Annotated in this window: 27 protein-coding genes, 1 tRNA gene and 1 pseudogene; 13 read left to right on the top strand and 16 right to left on the bottom strand. The window is 66.9% G+C overall.

Annotated elements, in window-relative coordinates; all coding sequences use genetic code 11:
- The first annotated feature begins 87 nt into the window (after positions 1-87).
- From EGT50_RS01595 to EGT50_RS01610, 4 genes and pseudogenes are all read left to right on the top strand, one after another.
- On the top strand, positions 88-453 hold the full coding sequence (locus EGT50_RS01595) for a fluoride efflux transporter FluC (RefSeq protein ID WP_127950852.1): 366 nt from the start codon (positions 88-90) through the stop codon (positions 451-453).
- Complete coding sequence (gene crcB / locus EGT50_RS01600) at positions 450-794, top strand: fluoride efflux transporter CrcB (RefSeq protein ID WP_127950853.1); 345 nt, start codon at positions 450-452, stop codon at positions 792-794. Before EGT50_RS01595 ends, crcB begins: the two co-directional genes overlap by 4 nt.
- A gap of 57 nt (positions 795-851) precedes the next feature.
- Complete coding sequence (gene pgm, locus EGT50_RS01605; RefSeq protein ID WP_127951345.1) at positions 852-2489, top strand: phosphoglucomutase (alpha-D-glucose-1,6-bisphosphate-dependent); 1638 nt, start codon at positions 852-854, stop codon at positions 2487-2489.
- Positions 2490-2524: 35 nt separating this feature from the next.
- Positions 2525-3730, top strand: a pseudogene (locus EGT50_RS01610) (MFS transporter); the annotation flags it as partial.
- A 39-nt stretch (positions 3731-3769) separates the two neighbouring features.
- Here the strand turns inward: EGT50_RS01610 and EGT50_RS17175 are convergent.
- Complete coding sequence (locus EGT50_RS17175; RefSeq protein WP_127950855.1) at positions 3770-4501, bottom strand: VIT1/CCC1 transporter family protein; 732 nt, start codon at positions 4499-4501, stop codon at positions 3770-3772.
- Between the two features lie 72 nt (positions 4502-4573).
- Here EGT50_RS17175 and EGT50_RS01620 point away from each other — a divergent pair, with 72 nt between their 5' ends.
- From EGT50_RS01620 to EGT50_RS01630, 3 genes are all read left to right on the top strand, one after another.
- A complete protein-coding gene (locus EGT50_RS01620; protein ID WP_127950856.1) occupies positions 4574-5074 on the top strand; it encodes a DoxX family protein in 501 nt (166 codons plus the stop codon).
- An 88-nt stretch (positions 5075-5162) separates the two neighbouring features.
- The gene (locus EGT50_RS01625) at positions 5163-5912 is read left to right on the top strand and encodes a thioredoxin domain-containing protein (protein ID WP_127950857.1); all 750 of its coding nucleotides are present in this window, start codon (positions 5163-5165) and stop codon (positions 5910-5912) included.
- Between the two features lie 143 nt (positions 5913-6055).
- Positions 6056-6131: transfer RNA gene (locus EGT50_RS01630), tRNA-Ala, on the top strand.
- Positions 6132-6635: 504 nt separating this feature from the next.
- Here EGT50_RS01630 and EGT50_RS01635 read toward each other — a convergent pair.
- From EGT50_RS01635 to EGT50_RS01650, 4 genes are all read right to left on the bottom strand, one after another.
- A complete protein-coding gene (locus EGT50_RS01635; RefSeq protein ID WP_127950858.1) occupies positions 6636-6968 on the bottom strand; it encodes a hypothetical protein in 333 nt (110 codons plus the stop codon).
- A gap of 243 nt (positions 6969-7211) precedes the next feature.
- Positions 7212-7673 (bottom strand): hypothetical protein, encoded by a 462-nt coding sequence (locus EGT50_RS01640; RefSeq protein WP_127950859.1) that lies wholly within the window; start codon positions 7671-7673, stop codon positions 7212-7214.
- A 7-nt stretch (positions 7674-7680) separates the two neighbouring features.
- Positions 7681-8121, bottom strand: coding sequence for a hypothetical protein (locus EGT50_RS01645; protein ID WP_127950860.1), 441 nt, complete (start codon positions 8119-8121; stop codon positions 7681-7683).
- A 319-nt stretch (positions 8122-8440) separates the two neighbouring features.
- The gene (locus tag EGT50_RS01650) at positions 8441-8713 is read right to left on the bottom strand and encodes a hypothetical protein (RefSeq protein WP_127950861.1); all 273 of its coding nucleotides are present in this window, start codon (positions 8711-8713) and stop codon (positions 8441-8443) included.
- Between the two features lie 615 nt (positions 8714-9328).
- Between EGT50_RS01650 and EGT50_RS01655 the strand changes: the two genes are divergently transcribed.
- The gene (locus EGT50_RS01655) at positions 9329-10399 is read left to right on the top strand and encodes a CobW family GTP-binding protein (RefSeq protein WP_127950862.1); all 1071 of its coding nucleotides are present in this window, start codon (positions 9329-9331) and stop codon (positions 10397-10399) included.
- Positions 10400-10408: 9 nt separating this feature from the next.
- Here the strand turns inward: EGT50_RS01655 and EGT50_RS01660 are convergent, their stop codons facing one another.
- On the bottom strand, positions 10409-10774 hold the full coding sequence (locus EGT50_RS01660) for an ArsR/SmtB family transcription factor (RefSeq protein ID WP_206615702.1): 366 nt from the start codon (positions 10772-10774) through the stop codon (positions 10409-10411).
- A 3-nt stretch (positions 10775-10777) separates the two neighbouring features.
- The gene (locus tag EGT50_RS01665) at positions 10778-12022 is read right to left on the bottom strand and encodes an MFS transporter (protein ID WP_127950863.1); all 1245 of its coding nucleotides are present in this window, start codon (positions 12020-12022) and stop codon (positions 10778-10780) included.
- 192 nt (positions 12023-12214) lie between these two features.
- On the opposite strand from EGT50_RS01665, the gene bluB reads away from it, so the two are divergent.
- Complete coding sequence (gene bluB / locus EGT50_RS01670) at positions 12215-12844, top strand: 5,6-dimethylbenzimidazole synthase (protein WP_127950864.1); 630 nt, start codon at positions 12215-12217, stop codon at positions 12842-12844.
- A gap of 5 nt (positions 12845-12849) precedes the next feature.
- Here the strand turns inward: bluB and EGT50_RS01675 are convergent, their stop codons facing one another.
- The 4 genes from EGT50_RS01675 to EGT50_RS01690 form a co-directional block, all read right to left on the bottom strand.
- Complete coding sequence (locus EGT50_RS01675; RefSeq protein WP_127950865.1) at positions 12850-14241, bottom strand: DEAD/DEAH box helicase; 1392 nt, start codon at positions 14239-14241, stop codon at positions 12850-12852.
- Positions 14242-14483: 242 nt separating this feature from the next.
- Complete coding sequence (locus EGT50_RS01680) at positions 14484-14897, bottom strand: molybdenum cofactor biosynthesis protein MoaE (protein ID WP_127950866.1); 414 nt, start codon at positions 14895-14897, stop codon at positions 14484-14486.
- Positions 14890-15903 carry a bifunctional molybdenum cofactor biosynthesis protein MoaC/MoaB gene (gene moaCB / locus EGT50_RS01685; RefSeq protein WP_127951347.1) on the bottom strand — a complete coding sequence of 338 codons (1014 nt, stop codon included), beginning with the start codon at positions 15901-15903 and terminating at the stop codon, positions 14890-14892. Before moaCB ends, EGT50_RS01680 begins: the two co-directional genes overlap by 8 nt.
- A gap of 14 nt (positions 15904-15917) precedes the next feature.
- Positions 15918-17126, bottom strand: coding sequence for a molybdopterin molybdotransferase MoeA (locus EGT50_RS01690; protein WP_127950867.1), 1209 nt, complete (start codon positions 17124-17126; stop codon positions 15918-15920).
- A 133-nt stretch (positions 17127-17259) separates the two neighbouring features.
- Between EGT50_RS01690 and moaA the strand changes: the two genes are divergently transcribed.
- Positions 17260-18318, top strand: a complete 1059-nt coding sequence (moaA, locus tag EGT50_RS01695) for a GTP 3',8-cyclase MoaA (RefSeq protein WP_127951348.1) — start codon at positions 17260-17262, stop codon at positions 18316-18318.
- A complete protein-coding gene (locus EGT50_RS01700) occupies positions 18311-18577 on the top strand; it encodes a MoaD/ThiS family protein (RefSeq protein WP_127950868.1) in 267 nt (88 codons plus the stop codon). The genes moaA and EGT50_RS01700 overlap by 8 nt, the downstream gene beginning before the upstream one ends.
- A 106-nt stretch (positions 18578-18683) precedes the next feature.
- Here the strand turns inward: EGT50_RS01700 and nadE are convergent, their stop codons facing one another.
- A complete protein-coding gene (gene nadE / locus EGT50_RS01705) occupies positions 18684-19532 on the bottom strand; it encodes an ammonia-dependent NAD(+) synthetase (protein ID WP_127950869.1) in 849 nt (282 codons plus the stop codon).
- A 105-nt stretch (positions 19533-19637) separates the two neighbouring features.
- On the opposite strand from nadE, the gene EGT50_RS01710 reads away from it, so the two are divergent.
- Positions 19638-20216 carry a nucleosidase gene (locus EGT50_RS01710; RefSeq protein ID WP_127950870.1) on the top strand — a complete coding sequence of 193 codons (579 nt, stop codon included), beginning with the start codon at positions 19638-19640 and terminating at the stop codon, positions 20214-20216.
- A gap of 6 nt (positions 20217-20222) precedes the next feature.
- Here EGT50_RS01710 and EGT50_RS01715 read toward each other — a convergent pair whose 3' ends face one another.
- Both EGT50_RS01715 and EGT50_RS01720 read right to left on the bottom strand, forming a co-directional pair.
- Positions 20223-21056 carry an META domain-containing protein gene (locus EGT50_RS01715; RefSeq protein ID WP_127950871.1) on the bottom strand — a complete coding sequence of 278 codons (834 nt, stop codon included), beginning with the start codon at positions 21054-21056 and terminating at the stop codon, positions 20223-20225.
- Positions 21057-21065: 9 nt separating this feature from the next.
- Complete coding sequence (locus EGT50_RS01720; RefSeq protein ID WP_127950872.1) at positions 21066-21689, bottom strand: TetR/AcrR family transcriptional regulator; 624 nt, start codon at positions 21687-21689, stop codon at positions 21066-21068.
- A 104-nt stretch (positions 21690-21793) separates the two neighbouring features.
- Here EGT50_RS01720 and EGT50_RS01725 point away from each other — a divergent pair, with 104 nt between their 5' ends.
- Positions 21794-22357: an NAD(P)H-dependent oxidoreductase gene (locus EGT50_RS01725; RefSeq protein ID WP_127950873.1), complete on the top strand. Its 564-nt coding sequence runs from the start codon at positions 21794-21796 to the stop codon at positions 22355-22357.
- 27 nt (positions 22358-22384) lie between these two features.
- Here EGT50_RS01725 and EGT50_RS01730 read toward each other — a convergent pair whose 3' ends face one another.
- On the bottom strand, positions 22385-23356 hold the full coding sequence (locus EGT50_RS01730) for a TIGR00341 family protein (protein ID WP_127950874.1): 972 nt from the start codon (positions 23354-23356) through the stop codon (positions 22385-22387).
- Positions 23357-23502: 146 nt separating this feature from the next.
- Entirely contained in the window at positions 23503-24396 is an 894-nt protein-coding gene (locus tag EGT50_RS01735; protein ID WP_127950875.1) for a siderophore-interacting protein, read from the bottom strand.
- Positions 24397-24500: the final 104 nt, after the last annotated feature.

Raw genomic sequence — 24500 nt, forward strand, 5'->3', positions numbered from 1 at the left:
GCCGTCCGGGTCGGTCCGCGGCCTGCCGGCGTTCCACAATGGTCTCCACGTCTGCGGGAGCGGTCCCGGCGAGGCAAGGAGGGCGCAATGTTGGAGGCGCGGGCGCTGGCCGTGGTCGTCGCGGGCGGTGCGCTCGGTTCGAGTGTGCGGTATCTGCTGTCCGAACAGTTCCCCAGCATCTGGACCGTCGCGGTGATCAACATCGTGGGCTCATTGCTGCTCGGTGTCCTTGTCGCGATGGTCGGCCCTGATCGGTTGTCCCGGCTGTTCCTCGGGGTCGGCGTCCTGGGCGGCTTCACCACCTACTCGACGTTCGAGGTCGACGTCGTACAGAACCCCGCTTCGGCGGCGCTGTACATGACTGCGACGCTGCTGCCGGCCCTTCTTGTGGCACGGATCGGCATGGCGGTCGGCGAGTACCTACACGGCAGACGGCGGAGGGAGCCGGCGTGACGGTGTTGTGGGTCGCGCTCGGCGGGGCCATCGGAGCAGGCGTCCGATATCTCGCCGGACGGCACCTGCCCTCGTACCGGAGCTTTCCCCTCCCCACGTTCCTGGTCAACGTCGTCGGCAGTTTCATTCTCGGCCTGCTCGCGGGTGCGACGCTGCCAGTCGCGGTGTTCGCGTTGCTCGGCACCGGGTTCTGTGGTGGGCTCACGACCTATTCGACCTTCGCGGCCGAAGCTGTCGGTTTGATCCGGATACGCCGGTCCGTGACATCCGCGCTGTATGTCACCGCAAGTCTCGTCATCGGTATCGGTTGTGCATGGGCGGGGTTTGCGATCACGTCGTGAGCCGGGCGTAGCGTCGGCACCAGCACGATGCAGCGTCTCGAGGAGTCGGAGGGTCTGATGGTTCACGAACGAGCGGGACAAGTGGCGCTGCCGGAGGATCTCGAGGACCTGGCGCACCTGGTGTCCGCGTACTACACGCGCACACCCGATCCGGCGGACCCGCTGCAGCAGGTGGTGTTCGGTACCTCCGGACATCGCGGATCGAGTCTGGACACCGCGTTCAACGAGGACCACATCCTCGCGACCACGCAGGCCATCGTCGAATACCGTGCAGCACAGGGCATCACGGGACCGCTGTTTCTGGCCCGCGACACGCATGCGCTGTCCGAGCCAGCCTGGGCCACTGCACTCGAGGTGCTCGTCGCCAACGATGTTGCGGTCGTGATCGATTCGCGTGACGGATACACACCGACGCCCGCGGTGAGCCATGCGATTCTGCGGCACAACGCGTCCGGTCCGGCGGCCCTGGCCGACGGCGTCGTCGTCACTCCGTCGCACAATCCGCCGCGTGACGGCGGCTTCAAGTACAACCCGCCGCATGGTGGACCGGCGGAGAGCGAGGCCACGACGGTGATCGCGGACCGCGCCAACGACCTGTTGCGGTCCGGTCTGTCGTCGGTCGCGCGGGCGCCGCTCGTGCGCGCACTCGAGGTGGCAGGACGACACGACTTCCTCGGCGCCTACGTCGACGACCTACCGAACGTGCTCGACCTCGACGCGATCCGCGCATCCGGCCTGCGGATCGGTGCCGACTCACTCGGTGGCGCGTCCGTGGCCTATTGGGCGGCGATCGCCGAACGGCACCGACTCGACCTCACCGTCGTCAACCCGGCAGTCGACGCCACGTGGCGATTCATGACCCTCGACGGCGACGGCCGAATCCGGATGGACTGCTCGTCGCCGCACGCGATGGCGTCGCTCATCGCCGCCCGCGACCGATTCGACCTCGCGACCGGCAACGACGCCGACGCCGACCGGCACGGCATCGTCACACCGGACGGCGGGCTGATGAACCCCAACCACTACCTCGCCGTCGCGATCGACTACCTCTACACCCACCGGACGGGATGGGCGCCGACGACGAAGGTCGGTAAGACGCTCGTCAGTTCGTCGATGATCGACCGCGTAGGCGAGGCGCTGGGCCGGTCGGTCGTGGAGGTGCCGGTCGGCTTCAAGTGGTTCGTGCCGGGACTGCTCGACGGCTCTCTCGGGTTCGGGGGAGAGGAGAGCGCAGGGGCGTCGTTCCTGCGCCGCGACGGTTCCGTGTGGACTACCGACAAGGACGGCATCCTGCTCGCGCTGCTCGCCGCCGAGATCACCGCGGTCACCGGGCAGAGCCCCTCGCGGCGATACCGGGAGCTGGCCGGGCGGCACGGCGACCCCGCCTACGCCCGGATCGACGCGCCTGCGACTCGGCCACAGAAGGCGATCCTGGCGAAGTTGTCGCCGGAGCAAGTGACCGCCACCGAGCTCGCGGGCGAGCCGATCACCGCAACGCTCACGGCGGCACCGGGCAACGGGGCCCCGATCGGCGGGCTGAAGGTCACCACCGAGAACGCATGGTTCGCCGCACGGCCGTCCGGCACCGAGGACGTCTACAAGATCTACGCCGAGTCCTTTCTCGGTCCCGAGCATCTCGCACAGGTCCAGACGGCCGCGCGGGATCTGGTGTCGCGGGTATTGGGACTCGGCTGATTGGTTGTCCGACTCCGCCGATACATTCGTGGGCGATGAGAAACTCGCCTTTCGCCTCGTCGAACTCTGCCACCTCGACTGACACCGACACGAAGCTGCCCAGGGAGATCTGGGTCCTGGTGGCGTCGGCGTTCATCGTCGCCGTCGGGTTCGGCATCGTCGCGCCGGCGTTGCCGCAGTTTGCGGTCAGTTTCAATGTCGGGTTCACCGCCGCCAGCGCGGTGATCAGCGCCTTCGCCCTGATGCGCCTGCTGTTCGCGCCGATGAGCGGGGCGCTGGTACAGAGGCTCGGCGAGCGGCCGACGTACCTGACCGGTCTGCTCATCACCGCGGCCTCGACGGGCGCGTGCGCGGTCGCGACCGAGTACTGGCAGTTGCTGCTGTTCCGGGCGGTCGGTGGTATCGGCTCGACCATGTTCACCGTCTCCGCGCTGGGCCTGCTGATCCGGATGTCGCCGCCGGGCGGGCGTGGCCGGGTGTCGGGGGTGTACGCGTCCGCGTTCCTCGTCGGCACCGTCACGGGACCGCTGTTCGGCGGCGCGCTCGCCGGCTTCGGGCTGCGGGTCCCGTTCGTCATCTACGCGGTCGCGTTGCTCGCGGCCGCGGCGGTCGTGTACTTCGCGCTTCGCAAGTCGCATCTCGCCGAGCCGGTGGGCGAGAGCGAACTGCGCGATTTGACGCTGCGTGAGAGCATGCGGTCGTCGATGTACCGGGCGTCGCTCGGTTCGAACCTGGTGACTGGCTGGGTGGTCTTCGGGGTCCGGGTTTCGTTGGTGCCGCTGTTCGTCGTGGAGGTCCTGGACGGCGATGCGACGATGGCGGCGATCGCGCTGACGGTGTTCGCGCTCGGCAACGCAGTGGTGCTGACGCGAGCGGGCCGACTGTCAGATCGGTTCGGCCGCAAGCCATTCGTACTGATAGGCCTCGCGATCTGCGGGACCGCCACGATCACGATGGGGCTGACCGACAGCGTCGCTGTGTTCTACATCTCGTCGATAATCGCCGGCATCGGCTCGGGGATCATGGTTCCGGCGCAACAGGCCGCAGTGGCCGACGTCGTCGGAGCCCAGCGGCGCGGAGGCCCGTCTGTCGCCGCCTTCCAGATGATGAGCGATGTCGGTATGTTCGCCGGCCCCCTCCTCGCCGGGGTGGTCGCCGAGAGATGGTCATTTGGTGCAGCGTGGGCGACCACGGGTGTGATCGTGCTGCTGCCGATACTGCTCTGGTTCTTTGCCCCCAATGGTCGTGTCGTGAACGACGCGGACCGAGATTCGGACGACTCAGCCGGCCACCCCGATACCGATGAGCACGCCCACCAGATAGGTGGCACCGACCGCGATCATGCCGAACAGCAACTGCCGCCCGGCGCTGCGGATCCGGGACTGGGCGGTGAAGTGCGCCGCGAGCGTGCCCGCGAGCAGTAGGCCGACGCCACCGACCGCGAGACCAGCGACCAGCGACTCGAAGCCGAGTAGGTAGGGGATCAGCGGGAGGACCGCGCCGATCGAGAACATCAGGAACGACGAACCCGCCGCGACCACCGGCGAGGGCTTCTCGTTGGGGTTCACACCGAGTTCGTGAGTGATGTGGATGTCGACGGCGCGCTCGGTGTCGGCGTGAACCTCTGCAGCGGCGGCCGTCGCCGTTGGCTTGCTCATGCCCATCGCCGTGAAGGTCTCCACCAGTTCGGACTCCTCGGCCTCGGGGTATTTGTGCAGCGATAGGTGCTCGACCCGCACCTCGGCGTCGATCTGTTCGTTCGACGTCCGCACGGACGTGTACTCGCCGAGCGCCATCGAGAACGCGCCCGCGACCAGACCCGCGACGCCGCTGAGAACCACGGTGTGCGCTTCGACCCCTGCACCACCGACCCCGGCGATCAGTGAGGTGTTGGTGACCAGGCCGTCCATGGCACCGAACACGGCGGCGCGAAGCCATCCCCCGGAAACGTCCGAGTGGGTGTGATCGAACTCGTGTGGCCTGGCTCCCGCGCGGGGCGATACAGCGTTCACGATGCCGAACCTACGTCGGAGAACGTGGATGCTCCAGGGGGAACAGACACGCCTGTTCGGTAGCGTGGTCGCGTGCCGACAAGCAAGTGGATAACGACGGTGAGCCTCCTCGCGCGTTTCGGCCTGGCCGCGGTGTGGCTGATCTCCGGGTGGATCAAGTTCATCGACCCCGCACAGACCGTCATCGCGGTCCGCGCCTACCAATTGCTGCCCGAGGACCTCGTACGGCCGGTCGCGTACACAATGCCAATGCTCGAGATCGCGCTCGGCCTGTTCCTGGCCATCGGCCTCGGCGTACGGGTGACCGCGGTCGCTTCAGGCGTGGCACTGATGGTCCTCATCGGCGTGATCATCTCTGTGTGGGCGCGCGGCCTGTCCATCGACTGCGGCTGTTTCGGCGGTGGGGGAGCAGCCGACGTGACCGGATGGGACTACGCCAAGGAGATCGCGCGCGATATCGGCTTCCTGGCCCTCGCTGTGTGGCTCACGGTTTTCCCCCGCAGTCCGTTCTCCCTCGGGCCCCGGTCCCGCCCGACCTCCTCAGTGCCTGCTCAGCCAGCGATGGCAGAGTAGACACTGGATGGAGCCTGCACGCGGGCTACGTGGGCGCGTGTCCCGGACAGCTCCGAACGGATCTCACGCCACGACGTAAGGATGCGAAGTGAGTTCGAAGAAGCCGAAGTCGGCCAAATACAATCCGCAGCCCACGTCGAGCAAGGCGACGTACATCCTCGGCGGGCTCGCGATCGTGGTGATCGCCGCGCTGGTGATCGGGGGCGTCTTGGCGACGTCCAGTAGGAACGAGCCGCGCAACCAGGGCTACGGCGCGGTCCAGAACTCGGCCGTCCAGGTGATGTTGGAGGATGACGGTATCGCCCGACTAGGTCTCCCCGATGCGGCGAACACGATCGACGTGTTCGAGGACCCTCTGTGCACTTACTGCGCGCAACTCGAGGAGACCTATGGCCAGGAGGTTGCGCAAGCGATCGACGAGGGCAAGTTAGCCGTTCGATACCACATGCTCGACTTCCTGAACTCTGCTTCGGCCAGCGGTGACTACTCGACCCGCGCTGGCGCCGCGATGCAGTGCGTCGCCGAAAGCGGCCAAGGCATCGCCTATTCCAACTTCCATGGTGAGCTGTTCTCGCCGGACAACCAGCCAGCCGAGAGAGGCGGGTCGGACTTGTCGAACGAGGACCTCGCGAACCTAGCGAGGGACGCCGGGGCCAGCGACAACGTCGTCGACTGCATCACCAGCGGTGAGAGGACGCAGCAGGCCGGCGTGGACGCCGAGGCCGCGAGCACTTCCCTGGCCGCGGCCGGTGGGAGGGGAACCCCCACTGTCGTGCACGACGGTCAGGTGATCGACGCCTTCGCCGACCCGGAGTGGGTATCGCAGGTGACGCAGTAGGAGCGTGCGGTGGCCGGCCCGACCGGGTCGGCCACCAACAGCCCGATCGCCTCTGACCAGCTGATTTGTTGGCCATGTCGGCGATGGTGTAGCTTTCTTTCAGCGCAAGGGAGTCACTTCCACAGCGCAAATCAACTCGATACGGGGCTATGGCGCAGCTGGTAGCGCACCACACTGGCAGTGTGGGGGTCAGGGGTTCGAGTCCCCTTAGCTCCACCACGTTTCCGCAGTTCAGAGGCTGAAAACGGAAACAACCCGATCCCCGTCAACACTCGCGGTCAACAACGAACCCGACGGAGACGGTCGGATCACCTCCCGTGAGGCACTGAAGGGCGCCCAAACGGGACGTTTCTTGTACGGCAAGTATCCGCGTGCGCACCCCCGAGGACGGCACCTCATACTCCTCGGTTCTCTACCGGCACGCCGGTCAACAGACGTCCCGTGACTGGAGGCAGGGTCAACGCCTCCAATAACTCTCGCACTGGTCCACATTCACTACCGCCACTGGTCCGCCAAGCCTCTCCCGGTTGCACCTCGGGTCCACCCCGGTGCCACTCATGCTCGGGGACCAAGAGGTCAAGATCCTCGGTCCATGACAACGCCCCCACCTCCGGCTGGGGGCGTTTCGTCGGTTCGGCATGGCTAGCTACTGGTGACGCTTGCCGCATGAGTCATGCTTTCCCCCGGCGCCGTGCTGGTGTCGCCGAGTGCGCAGACGTGGCCCTACTCCTCCTCGAGAAGCTTTGAGTAGTAGTCGTCAAAGAACTTCTTGTCACGTGGGTCATCGCAGTTATACGGGCGGGTGCGCTTATTGGAGCCGGACATTCGGTCGAGCTGGAGTTCCATCGCCTCTGCCCGATCCGCCACGCTGGCATTTGGGTCGGATAGCGTTTCGATTGCTTCCCTGGTCTCAAAGAACCCCGGAGTTATGGCCTCGAACCGTTCACACGCCGACGCGTGAAGCTCAGCGTTGGAGGGTTCGCCGTCCGAGCTGCCACACCCTCCGAGAATCAGCGCGGTAGCGGATAGGGCAGCGATCACGAGTGTCCGTTTCATGCCCGGTATCAAACCACGCGGCCGGTCTGCTTGTGCGGGAGGCTGCGCACCACAAACGCCCGCCCTCAGTGGGACGTTTCGTCGTCTCTTAGGGAACCGACCAGCAGGCGGCCGCGTCACAACAGGCATGGACCCGACCGGCACTGCAGTGATCCGCGCCGAAGGCTACGATCCCGACAACCCGCGGGTGCGCGAGGCTATCGACTTTGTGCGCTGGGAGTTGGCGATGTACCGATCTGAGGGTCAGCCGGCGACCACTTTCCAGAAATAGTCTCCGCCATCATCCCACGGGTACAGCTGGAAGGCGGAGTTGCTCAGTTCGACCAAGTTGATCAAGTCCGTGCCGTCCGTGCCGGCGATGATCTGGTAGCTAGCCACCGTTAGTCTGCGGACCTGTTCGGCGATCGGGGACACGTTCAGCGCCTGCGCGTACTCGGTTGCGATCGGACGCAGATCGTCTGCCGACTTGACGGATGGGTCGCAGATGTCGATCGTGGCCGCGTACCCCTCGGGCTCGGAGCCTATCCAGATGCTGGCGAGCAGCGACGCACCGTCCGAGAGCTGGACCGACGAGATCGTCGCGGCCAACTCGGGGTCGATCGACCCTGGGCTAGGGCACGTGTAGGACGAATCCGCGTCCGAGCTGCATCCTCCGAGCGCCAACGCGGCAGCGGTTAGAGCGATTGCGGTTGCTGTCCGTTTCATACCGGGATCAAACCACGCGACCATTCCACAGATGCATCTGGAAGTCAGGGTCCTTCAGTTTGACCTCGTTGACGACGTCCTGGCCGTCAACCTGGTAGCTCGCCACCCATACCGTGTCGATTTGTTCGGCGATCGGGGACGCCTTCAGCGCCTTCGCGTACTCCGTTGCGATCGGGCGCAGATCGTCTGCCGACTTGAGGGATGGGTCGCAGATCTCGATCGAGGCCCCGTACATTCCCGGCTTGTTGTCGCCAATCTTTCTGTAGTGGCCGGCGATCACAGACGCGCCGTCTGAGAGCTGGACCGACGAGCCGGCCGCGGCGATGTCGGGATTGTCGATCGGCCGGGGGTTGGCGCATGAGGCCGAAGAATCCGCGTCCGAGCTGGAGCATCCTCCGAGTACCAGCGCGGCAGCGGTTAGAGCGATTGCGGTTGCTGTCCGTTTCATACAACGATCAAACCAGTTGGCCGGTTCTGTTTGTGCGGTACCCCGGTGCGAAGACGCCCCGCCGTAGAACCACTACGGCGGGGCGGTCGCGTGGCCCGCTTCCCCCGGGCCACCGCGCAACAATAGCACCACACTCGAACGTGTGTGCGAACAGCAACAGGCCGGTGCGTCAAAGTGGGGCATGGACGAAGCCGCCGCTTGGCACCTTGCGCTCTGGGAGTTGGAGATGGACCGGTGGATGTCCGAGCAGGACAATCCACCATCGCGGCGGTGACGACGCCCCCACCCGGAGAGGCCGGGGACATCTTTCTCTCAGGACCTACGATCCTGAGGACCCGAGCGACGACGCCGTGCTCGAGGCGCCCAAACCGCACGAGGCCGAGTGGTTCGTCGAGTCTGTGACTGCGACCGCCAGAAGATGACGCTGCGCGAGGTCGCCGTTCGGTTCTTCGTCGAGTGGATCGGAACGGGCCTGGAATCCGACAGTCGGAGCGACGAACGCCGTGAACTGATCGTCCGGCACCCGCATCCGTTCGCGGCTGAGTTTCGACCTCGGGCCGAAACCGAGGACCTGTTCAGCTCCGGCTTGCACGAAATCGACCGTAAGTGAGGGCAACTCACCGACCGCGACTCTGCGTGAGTGGATGGCCGTCGCCGCCAACGGCCGGTGCCGTCCCGCACCTCGGTGCAGGAATGGGTCGCCGAAGGCGGAGCTGTGCCCGTCGAAACCATCGAGGAGCGGGCCAGCACTCTTGACCGATGCGGTGGAGAAGTTGAATAGGCAACGTCAACGCCAGAACCGCCGACCGCCTCGTCTGCGCTATCCCAGCGGTCGGTCATGCTCGCGTCGAACTCGAGGCCGGGTCGAACACAAGGCCGGGGTGCCCGGTAGAGGCTGTGCCCGGAGGTTCGCAAGCTCTGTCCACGGCACCGAGCGGTGGCGCGGAGAAAGTCTCACGCGCCACTGCTCGGCTGCTCACCCGGGCAGGGGGGGAACTCCGGGCGAGCCCGCTGCTGCCCTAAGGGGGGAGGGGCAACTCCCTGAACTCTAATGCAATTCGCGGCTCATGGCACGTCTGGTTGGTCGTTTGATTACATCTCGTGGCCTCCTCTGGTCCGGACGGTGACCGCAACTCAGCCTTCAAATGTTCGCTCTGCGAACGCAGTACGATGGCCGGTCGAAATCGTCGGCGTGGCGGAGGTCAGGGTGGGGAAGAAACGTAGGCCGCAATCGATACCTGTCGTGGTGGTCGCCGGGTTCCTCGGAGCAGGGAAGACCACGTTGCTCAACCACTTGCTGCGCAACAACGGTGGCACACGTGTCGGAGTGATCGTCAACGACTTCGGATCGGTGAACATCGACTCGATGATGGTTGCGGGCCAGGTCGACTCGGTGATGGCTCTCAGCAACGGCTGCATGTGCTGCGCGGTGGACGTCAGCGACATGGACGAGATGCTGAACCGGCTCGCACATCGCACGGCAGGGATCGACGTGATCGTCGTAGAAGCCAGCGGGCTCGCGGAGCCGCGCAATATGGTTCGGCTCGTTCTCGGCAGCGAGAACCCATACATCGCATACGGCGGGCTGGTGATGATGGTCGACGGGGCCGAGTTTCAGAGCTGTCGGGAGCGTCATCCCGAACTCGACCAGCACATCGCGATCGCGGACCTCGTAGTGGTCAACAAGACCGACCGCATCGGTGAAGACGAGCACAACTCTCTCCTCAGCGACGTGCGACGGATCAATCCGCGGGCCGCGGTGACTTCCACTGTCCGGGGAAGGGTGGATCCCGGTCTACTGTTCGACCGGGCGCCGCGCCGTGAACCACAGCCCGGTGATCAGTTGACGTTCGAAGAACTGCTCGCCGACGCCGACGACGCGTGCGCCGAAGGCGGCAGTCATGTGCACGAGATGTACCAGAGCGTCACCTTCACCTCGAAGTCGCCGATGCACCCGCGCCGGCTCATCTCGCTTCTGGAGAAGCAGCCTGCCGGCATCTACCGCATCAAGGGCTACGTGTACTTCGGGGTAGAAGGCAGGCGACAGAAGTACCTGTTGCAGGTGGTAGGTGACCACATTGCCTTCCATCCCCAGCGCTTGCCTGCGGGTGAAGTGCCTCGCACCGAACTCGTCGCGATCGGCACCGATCTGGACCCGGAGTCGATCGTCGAGCTCCTGGACGCGTGCGCGGAATCGGAAGGCGAAGCCGTCGGAGCCAACGAGATGATGGGTGTGCACCGGTACACGCTCGCCGAGACGGCGCCTGTGCACCCCTGAACTTCGAAGTTATTCGTGTGGGGGCTCGCCCGTGACGACATGATCGGCGTGATTCATCCCCTCCCGCACCAGGCGGGCCAGGTGGCCGTCGTGGATGCGGTAGAAGACGCGGCGGCCTTCCTTGCGGGTGTCGACCAGCCCGGTGAAACGCAGCTTTGCCAGATGCTGGCTTACGGCGGTGCGGGAGGCAGCGCACGCCTCGGTCAGGGCGGTGACATCGGCCTCGCCTTGGCTGAGTAGCCAGAGGATGTGCAGACGGGTCGGGTCAGCGAGCATGCGGAACGTGGACGTCGCGGCGTCGAGGTGCTGCTGATCCGGCGAGACGGGGTGGGTCAGACTCGCCGACTGTCGTGTCGCTCCGGACACCGGCTTCACCGCTCACACCCTCTCTGCCGGAATCGGCTCGGCGATCGGCTCGGTCCGCACCGGCCAGGCCCGGGCAGCAATCAGTCCTGCGATTGTAGCGAGAACGGCGAGGGTGATTGCCGCGATCGACTGCCCTGCTGTGGCCCCAACCCAGCCCGCGATCGTGTAGGTGACGAAGAAGCAGGCGTGGGAGAGGGAGAACTGCGCCGTGAACACTGCGGCCCGATTCTCGGGGTCGGATCCATAGCGCAGCAGCCGTGCCGACGGGGTGATGATCAGCGATGTGCCCGCACCCAATGCCAGCCAGATCACCGCGAGCACGACCCAGCCAGCACCGCGCCCGGGGTCGGCCACCAACAGCGCCACAGTTGCCGCGAGACCGATCGGCAACACCATGGCTCCTGTGAGCATCACCCTGCGGCTGGGGATCCGGTCGAGCAGTCGCGGCAGCGTCAGCGCGACGATCATCGAGCCGCCGCCGTAGATGCCGAGTGCGACCGCGACATCGGTGTTCGAACCGTCGAGGAGTTCGTGGACGTAGACGACGGTGTTGACCAGTACCAGTCCGGACGCGGACGCGACCGCCAGATTCAACGCCAGCAGCCCCCGCAGTGTCGGCCGGGTGAACATCACCCGGGTGCCGAGCGTGATCCGGTGTCCCAGGGGCACCGAACGATCCGCCGGAGCGATCACCGGCAGCACCGTGGTCATCACCAGCAGCGCCGAGATCACGAACCCGGCGACGGTGCCGAGGAACAGGTAGTTGTACGTCATCACGGACAGCAACGCCGCGGCCAGGAGCGGGCTCAGGAGTGATTCGAGGTCGTAGGCCAGTCGGGACAGGGACAGCCCGCGCGTGTACTCCCTTTCGTGGACCAGGACCGAGGGGATCATCGACTGGAAGGCCGGGGTGAACGTCGCCGACGCCGACTGCAACACGAAGATCAGCACGTAGATCTGCCACGGCTGATCGACGAACGGCAGCAGCAACGCGATCGACGCCCGCACCACATCCGCGCTCACCAGTAGTACCTTCCGCGGCACCCGATCGGTCAACGCCGAGATCACCGGCGCAACGAGCACGTAGGCGACCATCTTGATCGCCAGAGCCGTACCCAGCACCGCACCGGCCTGCGCTCCGGCCAGGTCATATGCAAGAAGGCCGAGCGCCACGGTCAACAAGCCGGTGCCGACGAGCGCGACGACCTGCGCGGCGAACAAGCGACGGAACGACCGATTCCCCAGGATCTCGAGCACCCGGAACCTCCTCGCTAGTCGGGCTACCCACACACCATACGCCAATAGGTGCGCACTTACGCACTCATGGCAATCATCGCGGTCCGCGAGCAGATCAGGCGCAGATCTTCATAGTGTGTGCCCACAAATGCACCGTCGAAGTTTGATGGAACCCGTTCGGGAGGAGCCGAGCTGGGCGGCTAGCGTGGAGCGGTGACCGAACCTTCAGCTTCCGTGTATGACGTCATCCGTCGCCGCCGCGACGTCCGGGCCGAATTCAGCGGTGACCTCATCCCGGATGAAACGTTGCAGCGGGTTCTCGGCGCCGCGCACGCCGCACCGAGCGTCGGGAACACTCAGCCGTGGGACTTCATCGTGGTGAGAAGCTCGGAAACCCTCGACGCCTTCGCCCGGCACGTGGCGGGGCGGCGCAAGGCTTTCGCGGACTCCTTGCCGGAGGATCGCCGCAAGACGTTCGATCCCATCAAGATCGAGGGAATCCGGGAGAGCGGCACGGGAATCGTCGTCACCTACGACCCGTCCCGCGGAGGTGAGAACATCCTCGGCCGGCACACGATCGACGACACCGGACTGTTCTCGGTGGTGCTCTCCATCCAGAATCTGTGGCTGGCTGCGGCAGCAGAGAACCTCGGCGTCGGCTGGGTGTCGTTCTACGAGGAGGACTTCCTCACCGAATTGCTTGACATCCCCTCGCCGGTGCGGCCGATCGCGTGGCTGTGCATCGGCAAGGTGGACAAGTTCCAGGACGTACCAGACCTCGAGCGCTTCGGGTGGCGCAGTCGTCGGGAACTAGCCGACGCGATCCACTGGGAACGCTTCTGAGCAGATCAGCTCCCGTGGCGGCGTGAGCTGACCGCACGGCTGCCCCCGGATCGGCGACGGCTGTTGCCCCTGGAGCGGGGGCCCCGACTGCCTCCCTGACTGCCCTGCGGGTGGTGACCTCGAGTGGCCGGCTTGTCGGGCCTCGGCGCCGGCGCGACATGCGGGGCGGGCTCACCGACCAGCCGAATCACGTGCTCGGACTCGGCGGTCACCTGTACCGGGGTGGCTTTGACAGCGGCCTTGCGCATCAGCGCGGACAGATCCTTGCGCTGGTCTGGCAGCACGATCGTGACGACATCGCCGGCGCTGCCGGCCCGCGCTGTGCGGCCCGAGCGGTGCAGGTACGCCTTGTGCTCGGCGGGCGGATCGACGTGAACGACGAGCTCGACCTCGTCGATGTGGACGCCGCGCGCCGCAACATCGGTGGCGACCAGGACGCGAGCGCTACCGTCGGCGAAGGCGGCCAGGTTCCGGTCGCGCGCATTCTGGGACAGATTGCCGTGCAGATCGACCGACGGGATACCCGCATCGGTGAGCTTGCGAGCAAGCTTGCGGGCCTGGTGTTTGGTGCGCATGAACAGGATTCGCCGACCGCGACCCGATGCCAGCGTGTGGACGAGGGCCTTCTTCGCGTCGGCTCCGCTGACCTCGAACACGTGGTGGGTCATCGCGGCAACTGGCGAGTTCGCTTCGTCGACCGAGTGCAGCACCTCGTTCTGCAGGAACCGTTTGACGAGCTTGTCGACGCCGTTGTCGAGCGTGGCGGAGAACAGCAGACGTTGGCCGCCCTTCGGGGTCGCCGCGAGGATCCGAGTGACGCCGGGCAGGAACCCGAGATCGGCCATGTGGTCGGCCTCGTCGAGGATCGCGATCTCGATGTCGTCGAGTGTGACGAAGCCCTGCTGCATCAGGTCCTCGAGCCGGCCAGGGCAGGCGACGACGATGTCCACTCCACCCTCGAGGGCGCGCACCTGCCGATGCTGCGAGACACCACCGAAGATCGTGGTTACCCGCAGACCGAGAGCGGTGGCCAGCGGCTCGACCGTCGCGGTGATCTGCGTAGCCAGTTCGCGGGTCGGCGCGAGCACCAGTCCTCGGGGCCTCCGCGGGCGACGCCGCCCGCCGGCGAGCCGGGCCGCGAGCGGGATCGCGAACGCGAGCGTCTTGCCGCTACCGGTCTTCCCGCGACCCAGGACGTCCCGGCCCGCCAGTGTGTCTGGGAGAGTGTCGATCTGGATCGGGAACGGCGCGGTGATCCCTCCGCCGGTCAGGGCCGCAACGATCGGGGCGGGCACACCCAAGGACGCGAACGAGGTCGACTCGCCGGACGCTGGGATGACGCCGGACGTTGGGATGACACTGTTGGACAAGTTTCTCGGTGCCTTTCGAGCATTCATGATGCAGGCGCCGACAGCCGGAAGTATCCGGTGCACGGCCCGCACAAGGTGGCGACATTGCCGGTCGGCAAGATCGATTGCCGCAAGAAATGCTCGAGCCGGCGCGTGGGTGGTGCCCGATCGGGCGTTCGAGCGGTTGCTCGGATCCGGTTCAGTGAAGCGTTCTACGACACTGGACGCCCCTTCAAGGAACGTCCTGGGCCGCCACCCTACCGGCTAGCGGGTCGGGGTGTGCCGCTCGGCTACAGCCCAACCCACTCGGAGACCCCGGTCGCGAAGCGCTGACGCTTCCAGATCGGCACCTCGGCCTTGATCCGTTCGACCAGTTCGGCGCATGCTGCGAAGGCCTCCGCCCGATGCGGCGCGGCGACCGCGGCGACCAACGCCAGGTCCCCGATCGTGAGTTCTCCCACGCGGTGCACGGCGGCGACTGGCAACCCGGTGCGCTTGGACACCTGCTCGAGGCACTGGCGGAGGAACCGTTCGGCGTCGGGGTGGGCCTGGTACTCGAGCGCGGACACCGACTGGCCGTCGTCGTGGTCACGGACGACGCCCGTGAACACCACCACGGCCCCGTGCTCGGGCCCGGCCACGGCCGCGTCGACCACCGCGGGATCCAGGGGTTCGGCTGAGATGGCGGCCAGCAGTTCACGCATCGTGTGCGCCCCCTCCCGCGATCTGCGCGAGCAGATGGTCGAGGAGTGGATGCAGGACCGAGAGCCCGTCCTTCACTCCACCCGGCGAACCCGGCAGGTTGACGATCAGCGTCCGGCCGGCCAGGCCGACGACGCCGCGGCTGAGCGTCGCGTGCGGCGTCACCTCGGTTCCGCGGCGACGCATCTCCTCGGCTATCCCGGGCAGTTCCCGGTCCAGCACTGTGCGGGTCGCCTCCGGGGTGGCGTCGGTGGGGGAGGCACCCGTCCCGCCCGTGGTGATCACCAGGGCGGGGGAGGTCGAGAGTGCGTCGGCGAGTCCGGCGGCGATGTCGGCGTCGGCGTACACAAGCGGCCCGCGGACGGTCAAGCCACGACCGGCCAACCAGTCCGCGATCACTGGCCCGGTCGTGTCCGGTCGGGTGCCGCGTGCCCCACCCGTCGACGCGACGAGCACGGTAGCCGAGCCGGGTTGCACAGCGGGCCTCGTCTCGGCTGCTTGCCCAGCCTCTGTCTGCCCCGCTTCGTCGCGCAGCCACACCCCGCGTTTGCCGCCCTCCTTGGTCAACAGCCGGACACCGTCGAGCGTCGCGGCCGGATCCACCGCCTTGACCATGTCGTGCAGGGTGAGCCCGGCCACCGCGACCGCCGTCAGCGCCTCCATCTCGACTCCGGTGGGCCCCTTGGTCTTTGCGGTCGCCTCGATCGTGATCGACGACTCGGTGAAACCGAACTCGACCTTCACCGACGACAGAGCCAGCTGGTGGCAGAGGGGGATCAGCTCGGACGTCTTCTTCGCGCCGGCGATCCCCGCAATCCGTGCGGTTGCCAGGACGTCGGCCTTGGGCATCTCGTCGGCCCGCACAAGCGACACCACCTGCGGGGTGGTCACCAGTTCGCCGGCCGCGACGGCGACACGCGTCGTGTCCGCCTTCGCGCTCACGTCGACCATCCGGGCGCGGCCCTCGCCGTCGAGGTGGCTCAGTTCGTTCTTGCTCTGGTCGGTCATGCGTTCCTCGGTCACTAGAGGGGCCACACCTTCACTCGATCACCCGCCGCCAGGGAGGTCACTTCGACGGGAATATCCAACAGCACGTCGGCCCAGGCCAGTGCCGCCACCAGGTGTGAGCCCGGCCCGGACACCACCGCGACACCCGATGCTGTGCTGCGGCCGCGGAGGAACTGTCGTTTGCCAGGTACCGAGGTCACGTCGTGGTCGAGGACTGCCTCCGCCGCAGTGACCGGTGGCAGCCCGGCCGCACGGCGCAGTAGCGGACGCACGAACACTTCGAACGAGACCAACGTGCTCACCGGGTTGCCTGGGAAGGTCAGGACCGGGACTCCGTCGACGACGGCCAGCCCCTGCGGCCCACCTGGTTGCATCGCGATCCGGCCGAACCGGGCACCCAGATCGGTGAGGACATCCTTGACCACCTCGTAGTCCCCCATCGACACCCCACCCGACGTGATCACCAGCTCGGCGCCGGCCACCGCGCGTCGCAACACAGAGCGGAAGGTGTCCGGTTCGTCGCCACTGCGGTCGACGATGACGACTTCGGCACCGTTCGCTCGCACGCTCGCCGCCAGCGCGGCGCCGTTGGAATCGAAGATCTGGCCCGGGCCCGGCGTCGTTCCGGCGTCCACCAACTCGGCTCCCGTCGTGATTATCGCCACTCTGGGTCGGGTCCGCACCGCCACCGAAGCCAGGCCGACCGCCGCGAGCACGCTGATATGCCGGGGCGCGAGCAGGGTGCCCGATGTCAGTAGGAGCGCCCCAGCGCGCACGTCGCTGCCGCGCTCACGAACGTACTCGCCCGCCGACCGCGAACGGTGGACAGTGACTTTGCCGTCGGATACTTCTGTATCCTCCACCGGCACAACAGCATCCGCGCCGTCCGGCATTACCGCGCCGGTCATGATGCGCACCGCGGTCGCCGGTACGTGCGCGGCCGGTTCCGCTGGGCCGGCCGGCACTGTCGCGACGATAGGCAGTGTCGCCGGGACGGTCCGGACCGACGCCGCGTCGACCGCGAACCCGTCCATCTGCGAGTTTCGGAACAGCGGCAGGTCGACGGGGGAGGAGATGTCGTCGGACAGGACCCGGCCGAGTGCGTCGCCGAGCCGGATCGTCTCGGACGGCCTGGTCAGGAGCGGTCCGAGCAGGTCGGACACATCGGCGGCGTGGTCTTCGACGGACCTCGCGGTGCCTGCGTGCCGCTGCGGGTGGGCCATGACTGCCAATCCTAGGCGGTATCGGCACCTCGATCAGGCTTCGGCGTTCGGGCGTGTAGGTAGGTAGCAGGCGGCTTGTCGCGGGCGGCTGCATACTGGGGTAGTGACAGCAGCGACACAACAGACGCCTCCGGTGGACCTCGGACTTCCGTCGGTCCGTGCGCTGTCGTCGACGGCGGAGACGGCGACGGGGCGTCCCGAGGTGCACGAACTGGTAGACCAGTTCGGAAGGATCGCCCGGGATCTGAGGGTCTCGCTCACCGAGAAGTGTTCGCTGCGTTGCACGTACTGCATGCCGGTCGAGGGTTTGCCAGAGATACCGCAGCAGCAGTTGCTCAGTGCCGACGAAGTGGTCCGACTGGTCACGATCGCGGTGCACAGGCTCGGGATCCGGGAGGTCCGGTTCACAGGCGGCGAGCCGCTGATGCGTCGCGACCTCGAGGCCATCGTCGCCGGCTGCGCCGAGGCGGTGCCCGGGGTGCCGCTGTCGATGACCACCAACGCCGTGGGGCTCGAACACCGGGCCGAAGCCCTCACACGAGCCGGCCTGTCCCGGATCAATGTGTCGCTGGACACCATCGATCGGCACTACTTCGCCGAACTCACCCGTCGCGATCGCTTGGACTCGGTGCTCGCCGGGATCCGCGCCGCACAGGAGGCCGGGCTGACACCCGTGAAGATCAATGCGGTATTGATGCCCGAAACCCTCTACGGGGCAGCCGATCTGCTGCAGTGGTGCCTGGAATCGGGATGCGCACTGCGATTCATCGAGCAAATGCCGCTCGACGCAGACCACGTGTGGGCGCGTGCGAACATGGTCGACGCACGAACTCTGCTGGATGTGCTCGGTGAACGGTTCGACCTGCGGGAGGTCGGGCGCGAAGACTTGTCTGCACCCGCCGAGGAGTGGCTGGTGAACGGTGGACCGGCCACGGTCGGGATCATCGCGTCGGTGACCCGTTCCTTCTGTGAGGACTGCGACCGCACCCGGATCACCGCCCAGGGCACGGTGCGGTCCTGCCTGTTCAGTGATCGCGAGGTGGACCTGCGGGACACTCTGCGATCCGGCGCCGACGACGAGGAGCTCGCCCGGTTGTGGCGGACCGCGATGTGGAACAAGTCGGCCGGGCACGGCATCAATGCAGCGGGATTCGTTCCCCCGCAACGCAGTATGGGAGCAATCGGTGGCTGAGACACTTGCGGTCCGCACGGTCGAGGTCCGGTACTTCGCGGCGGCGGCGGAGGCCGCCGACCGCACCGAGGAGACGCTGACGCTGCCGACGGATGCCGATCTCGCGCTGTTGCGGACGACGCTGATCGACCGCTACGGCCGACGGATGGAGAAGATCCTCACAGTCTCGGCCTACCTGGTCGACTCCGAACTCACCCGTGACCTCACCCGCTCCGTCGGCGTCCAAGTGGACGTGCTGCCGCCCTTCGCAGGAGGGTAGCGGGCGCTACTGTGCTGGAGGGTAGCGGGCGCTACTGTGCTGGAGAGTAGCGGGCGCTACTGTGCTGGAGAGTAGCGGGCGCTACTGTGCTGGAGGGTAGCGGGCGCTACAGCGTTGCCCGCCACCACGTGTCGAGCGGGGTCACCGGTACGGCCCTCTTGTGGCGGGTGTTGCGGTACATCGCCTCGAGCTTGTCGGCGACTTCCGAGTCGACCTGCTTGCCCTCGAGGTAGTCGTCGATCTGCCTGTAGGTCACACCGAGCGCGACCTCATCGGGAAGCGACGGGCGGTTGTCCTCGAGGTCCGCGGTCGGCACTTTCTGCCACGTGCTCTCGGGGGCCCCGAGTTCACGCAGCAGTATGGCTCCCTGACGCTTGGTAAGTCCGGTGAGCGGGGTGACGTCGACGCCTCCGTCGCCGTACTTGGTGAAGAATCCGGTGAGCGCCTCGGCAGCGTGGTCGGTGCCGACGACGAGGTATCCGAGTTCGCCCGCGATCGCGTACTGGATCATCATCCGCTCGCGCGCTTTGATGTTGCCGCGCACGAAGTCTCGCAATCGGTCCCCGTCCTCGAGCAGATCGTGCATCGCCTCCGACGCCTCGGAGATCGTCGCATCCGCCCCCGGCTTCACGTTCACCGTCAGCGACCGGTCCGGGGCGATGAACTTCAACGAGACCTGAGCGTCGTCCTCGTCGAACTGGCTACCGTACGGCAGGCGCACCGCGATGAACTCCGCGGTGTGGCCCTCTACGCGCAATTCCTCGGCCGCGAGTTGCGTCAGTCGGCCCGTCAGGGTGCTGTCCTGTCCGCCGCTGATTCCCAGCACGAAACCCCTCGCCGGGGTCGAGCGCAGGTAGTCCTTGAGGAACTGCACGCGCCTGCGGATCTCGGTAGCCGGATCGATCTCCGCCACGACGCCAAGTTCCTCGATGATCTGTGCCCGTGGAATCGCCATGGCAGAACTGTAGCGAGCACGAGTCGGGGGTGCACACGTGTAGATCGCGCGGCAGAATGTGACCCGGGCGTCCGACCGGCGCCGGACCAGACTCGGGAGACCGTCATGAGCAGCACCGGAGTCCTTGTAGTGAGCGCCACCGAGGGGGAAGCCGCGCACGTGCCCGGCGGCCTCGACATCGTCATCACCAGGATGGGCAAGGTGGCGGCCGCGGTCGCCGTGACCCGCGCTCTTGCGCAGTACCCGCCGGGGAACCCGCCCCTCGTCATCAACATCGGTACCGCTGGTGCGCTGCACCCGCACCACAGCGGCCTGTACGTCCCCTCCAAGGTGCTCAACCACGACATCAGCAGTGAGATCCTGCTGAGCGCACTGCACCACCGGGTCGTCGACTCCATCGACCTCGAAGACGGTGACGGCACAGTCCTCGCGACCGGCGACGCTTATATCTCGGACGAGGAGACCCGGGACGCGCTGGCTGCGCGTGCCGACCTGGTCGACATGGAGGGATTCTCGATCGCATTCGCGTGTGCGCAGTTCGGCGCCCGGTGCCGGCTGGTCAAGTACGTCAGCGACAATGCCGACGACTCCGCCATGGACTGGCTGTCGCAGGTGGATACCAGCGCACGCGCGCTTGGGGCCTGGCTCGAGCAGGAACTCGAGCTGGAACTCGAGCGCGACTAGTCCGGACTACTCGCCGCGTAGCCCCAGCCCGAATCCGTCGGGCCCGATCAGTCTCATCGCGCCTCCGCTCACCGAGTACGTCACCTCGCCGTTGAGCACGTGCATCACGGACTGTGCGACCTCCGCCACGTCGGTAGGGCAGGTCAGCTGGGTGGTCGATAGGCGGCCGAAGGTGATCGTGTCGTCACCGACGTGGGCCGTACCGCTGAGGCGGCCGCACCCGGTCGAACCCGTCACCCGGTCGTCTGGGGTGATCGTCAGGTTCGGGGCCGCGGTGTCGAGTGCGGCGGACATCGTGATCGCGTCCGGGCTGATCAACGTGTCGACCACCCACGTCGTACCGACGACGGGCCGATCCGGGTCGGCGGCAACCTTGCTCTCGAGGGTTATGGTCACTCCCGGCGAGGACAGGATGAGGACACCGTCCTCGGTGAGCGTCCACTCGGGTTCCGCGGCGAACAGGTCGATCATCCATGAGTCGGCGTCGGCGAGTTCACCGGCGCAGGCCATCTGCGTCGTCGCGATTGGACCGGTCCGGACGACCCCACCGGACAGGTTGACGCTGCCCACGCCGCGGTTGCACCCCGCGAACATCGCGATCTGGCCCCGTTCCGGGAATCCGACCTCGAGTGGGCCGTTTCCAGGGATCGTCGTGCCGGTCACCGAGGTGGAGACGAACGTCCGTCCCCACAGCCCATCGGCTGGAGACATGGGGGTCACCGGCACCATGGTGCCGGTGGGTGTGGTCGCTCTGGTGCCCGGGGGACTCTCGGCGGCGCCACCGCATGCATTCAGCGCCGCAGCGGACAGCAGGACGAGAACGACCAGCAGCGTGCGCATGGCCACACCCTAGTAGCCGGACGCGCCGCGGGCGATGCGTCGAACGAGGTCTTCCCACCCGTCGGCAATGCGTGTGAGCGACATTCCGAGGACGCGCATCTGGTGCAGGACCAGACTTGCCTCGAGTGGGGCGAGCAGGGCGCTCGCGAGCAGTTCGATGTCTCCGTCGCCGCCGGCGTCGGCGTCGGTGAGCAGTTTCTCGAGATGCCGCAGGCTCACCGCGCGCGCCGGACTCGAGAACCGGGACTTGCGGGAGTCCTCGGCCGCGCGCAGCACCTCGCCCTGCACCGTGACCATGTCGAGGCGGGCTCGGCCGAACGCGACGAGCCGGACGATTGCGTCCGCGTCCGGGCCGAGGGGGGGCGGGCCGAACATGAACTCCTGCTGCAATGCGCGCTCGCTGCGGTCGAGCAGCGCATTCATGAGGCCGGCGCGATTACCGAACCGCCGGAAGACGGTGCCCTTGCCGACGCCGGCCCGTGCGGCGACGGCCTCCATCGTCACCGCGTCGGCGCCCAGCTCGGCAACCAGATCGGCCGCCGCGTCGAGGAGCAGCTTCCGATTGCGGGCAGCGTCACACCGCTCGGGGATCTCGGCATCCACCAGCGGAAGTTGCGGCAGCGGGCTGTTCACGTGAGGAATCGTAGCCCAACGGGAATAGAAGTGGACCACGGTCCGGTTTCCTTGCTATATCTGTTCCCGAGTCATCAACCGCACCACGAAGGAAACCTCGAATCATGGCCCAGACCCGCGTACTCGCTCTCGTCGGCAGCCTCCGCACCGGCTCCGTCAACCGTCAGATCGCCGAGACCGCAGCGGCGGTCGCACCCGAGGGCACCGAGCTCACGATCTTCGAGGGCCTCGGCGACGTGCCCTTCTACAACGAGGACGTCGACGTCCCCGGTGCCACGATTGCGGGTGCCGACGAGCTCCGTGCCGCTGCCGCCGAGGCCGACGCCCTGCTTCTGGTCACACCGGAGTACAACGGCACCGTTCCCGCCGTCCTGAAGAACGCCATCGACTGGCTGTCGCGCCCGTATGGTTCCGGTGCCATCGCGAACAAGCCGGTCGCCGTGATCAGCGCCTCCCCGAGCCGGAATGGGGCCAAGTGGGCACACGACGATGCCCGCAAGTCGCTCCGGGTCGCCGGCGGCACGGTTGTGGATGCCGAGCTGTCGATCGGCAGCACCAGCCACAAGCTCGGCGAGCAGCACCCGCGGGAGAACGCCGAGGTCGCGCGGGAGGTCGGCGAACTCGTCCGCGCCCTCGTCGCGGCGTCCGGGCAACTCGTCAACGCCTGATCCCGTCGGCGAGGGACCGCGCCGTTGTCAGCCGGTCCCTGTGATTCTCCCGCCTACGGTGTGGAGCACGACCACGTCGGGCGACCACGGAAGCAGACCGTCGACCGTGTCTTGCAACTCCGCGATAGGCGGAAGCAGTTCGGGGCTGAGAATGCTTACGGTGGCGGTGTTTCCGTGGAGGGTCACGTCGGTGACCACTGCACCGGGAACGTCGCCGATCCACTGTCGAGCCGCGGTCGAAATCTGCTCTGTCCATATCGAGGACATCGAGTTGACGATCATCGGTACGGCCACGACGACCAGAGCGACCGCGAGGACCAGGTATGCGTAGCCGCGACGCGTTCGGAACTTGCCGGCGGCCCGGGCGTAGCCGGCGCTCACGAACACCAGCGTGGAGGTGATGATCATCGCGAGGACGTTCGACGCGAACAGCACACCGGCGCCCACCGCGAGTCCGGGGGCGCCCGACCCGAGGCACACCCCGGCGACGGCGAGTGGCGGAACGAGGGATATCGCGATAGCCACCCCGGGCAGCACGTCGCCGACGTCGCGCCGGGTGACGGCGATAGCACCAACCAGTCCGGTGGCGAGCGCGGCGAGCAGGTCCATCAGGGTGGGCGACGTCCGGCCCAGCACCTGCGAATTGGTCAGCACGTTCAATGGATTCGGTAGAAGCTGGGCGAATACGAAGCCCAGTGCGGTCACGACTGCCACCCCGGCCACCACGGTCAGGACGGAGCGTCCGATGAGCCCGGCAGCCCCGGTCGTGATGCCGAGGCCGATGCCGAGGATGGGCGTCGAGAGCGGTGCGACGATCATGGCGCCGATGACGGTCGCCGTCGAGTCGCCGATGACGCCCGCGACGGCGATGATCCCGGAGAGCACCAGCTTGGTCCAGAACGCGGAACGCTTGGCGGCCGCATCGCCGACGGCGAAGTCGAGTCCGTCTGCCAGTTCCTCGGATGTTCGACGCTGGCTGGCCGGTACGAGTACTCGCATGTGATACCCGCTCGTCTACTTCGAAGTGAAGACACACGGAGGTCAAGACATAGAGCAGTCAGACATACAGCAGTGAAGACACACGGTAGTACCGACGTCGCCGGGATCAGTGGATATCCGCGAATGTGATTGCTGCCAGTTCCGACTCAGAGGCCGGCGTCGTCCATCGCCGCGTCGACGGCGTCGCGCAGCGAGTCGAAGTCCCCGCCTGCGGTGAGGGCTGCCACTCGAGCGGCTTCGATCTGCCCACGCACCTCCTCGTACCGCGCGGTCCACGCCTCCTTGTCGGCGCGCCAGTAGCCGATGACGTCGTACCGCTCGGACGACCAGCCCAGACCGTGCCGAAGCCAGCGGCGCACCTCGCGAGACAGTCCGGCCTCGCCCGCGAACCAGACATAGCCTGGCCCGTCGGGACGGGTCCACTCGCGGGCGGTGGTGGCCAGGGCGCTCGGTCCGACGCCGTTGCCGGTGCCGTGCAGCCACGTGTACGTGACGTCGCCCGCGGTTTCGGGGCTCTGTGTGTCGCCGGCAGTGGTGACCTCGGCGATCACATGCACCCGGATTCCTGATGCGAGCTCCTCGAGGATGCGGCTGACTGCGGGTAGCGCGGCCATGTCGGCGATCAAGAGTTGCCAGGCAGTGTCGTCGGGTGGCCGGTACCAGCCTGACGCCGTCGTTACCCCCAGAACCTGGCCGGGCCGGGCCTGCAGAGCCCACCGCACAGCCACGCCGCTGTCGTGGACCACGAAGTCGATGTCCATCTCAGCGGTTGCCGAGTTCCAGTGTCGGACGGTGAAACTGCGCATCTCGGGCCGGGGCCCGTCGGCTGGGTAGTCCCAGGTGTCTCCGATCGGCTGAGGCACGGGAGGGTGGTTCTCGCCGTCGGCTGGGAACACGACGAGCAGACGCTCGTCCGGATCGCCGCTCGAGACGAACCGGGAGAGGTCGCCGCCGGACAGTGTGATTCGCAGCATGTTGGGCGTGATGCGGGCGACGCGCGACACCGGTGCGAAGTAGTAGGGGTTCGCGTTCGAGGGCACGTGCAACCCTGGCACACGTCGGTGATCGCGACGTTCCCAGTGCACCCGCGCGCAGGTGCGAGTGGGGTCGGCGAACACGTGCGCAATGGTGGCCGGCACCCAGA

It is taken from the genome of Rhodococcus xishaensis, assembly GCF_004011825.1.
In the GTDB taxonomy this organism is placed as follows: domain Bacteria; phylum Actinomycetota; class Actinomycetes; order Mycobacteriales; family Mycobacteriaceae; genus Prescottella; species Prescottella xishaensis.

Coding starts and splice junctions, on each gene's coding strand:
- EGT50_RS01715 (WP_127950871.1), bottom strand. CDS start 21,056: ATGCGCACGCTGCTGGTCGTTCTCGTCCTGCTGTCCGCTGCGGCGCTG.
- EGT50_RS01675 (WP_127950865.1), bottom strand. CDS start 14,241: ATGAATGCTCGAAAGGCACCGAGAAACTTGTCCAACAGTGTCATCCCA.
- EGT50_RS01640 (WP_127950859.1), bottom strand. CDS start 7,673: ATGAAACGGACAGCAACCGCAATCGCTCTAACCGCTGCCGCGTTGGCG.
- EGT50_RS01635 (WP_127950858.1), bottom strand. CDS start 6,968: ATGAAACGGACACTCGTGATCGCTGCCCTATCCGCTACCGCGCTGATT.
- EGT50_RS01645 (WP_127950860.1), bottom strand. CDS start 8,121: ATGAAACGGACAGCAACCGCAATCGCTCTAACCGCTGCCGCGCTGGTA.
- nadE (WP_127950869.1), bottom strand. CDS start 19,532: ATGGCGATTCCACGGGCACAGATCATCGAGGAACTTGGCGTCGTGGCG.
- EGT50_RS01680 (WP_127950866.1), bottom strand. CDS start 14,897: ATGCGTGAACTGCTGGCCGCCATCTCAGCCGAACCCCTGGATCCCGCG.
- moaCB (WP_127951347.1), bottom strand. CDS start 15,903: ATGACCGACCAGAGCAAGAACGAACTGAGCCACCTCGACGGCGAGGGC.
- EGT50_RS01710 (WP_127950870.1), top strand. CDS start 19,638: ATGAGCAGCACCGGAGTCCTTGTAGTGAGCGCCACCGAGGGGGAAGCC.
- EGT50_RS01730 (WP_127950874.1), bottom strand. CDS start 23,356: ATGCGAGTACTCGTACCGGCCAGCCAGCGTCGAACATCCGAGGAACTG.
- EGT50_RS01690 (WP_127950867.1), bottom strand. CDS start 17,126: ATGGCCCACCCGCAGCGGCACGCAGGCACCGCGAGGTCCGTCGAAGAC.
- EGT50_RS01725 (WP_127950873.1), top strand. CDS start 21,794: ATGGCCCAGACCCGCGTACTCGCTCTCGTCGGCAGCCTCCGCACCGGC.
- pgm (WP_127951345.1), top strand. CDS start 852: ATGGTTCACGAACGAGCGGGACAAGTGGCGCTGCCGGAGGATCTCGAG.
- EGT50_RS01595 (WP_127950852.1), top strand. CDS start 88: ATGTTGGAGGCGCGGGCGCTGGCCGTGGTCGTCGCGGGCGGTGCGCTC.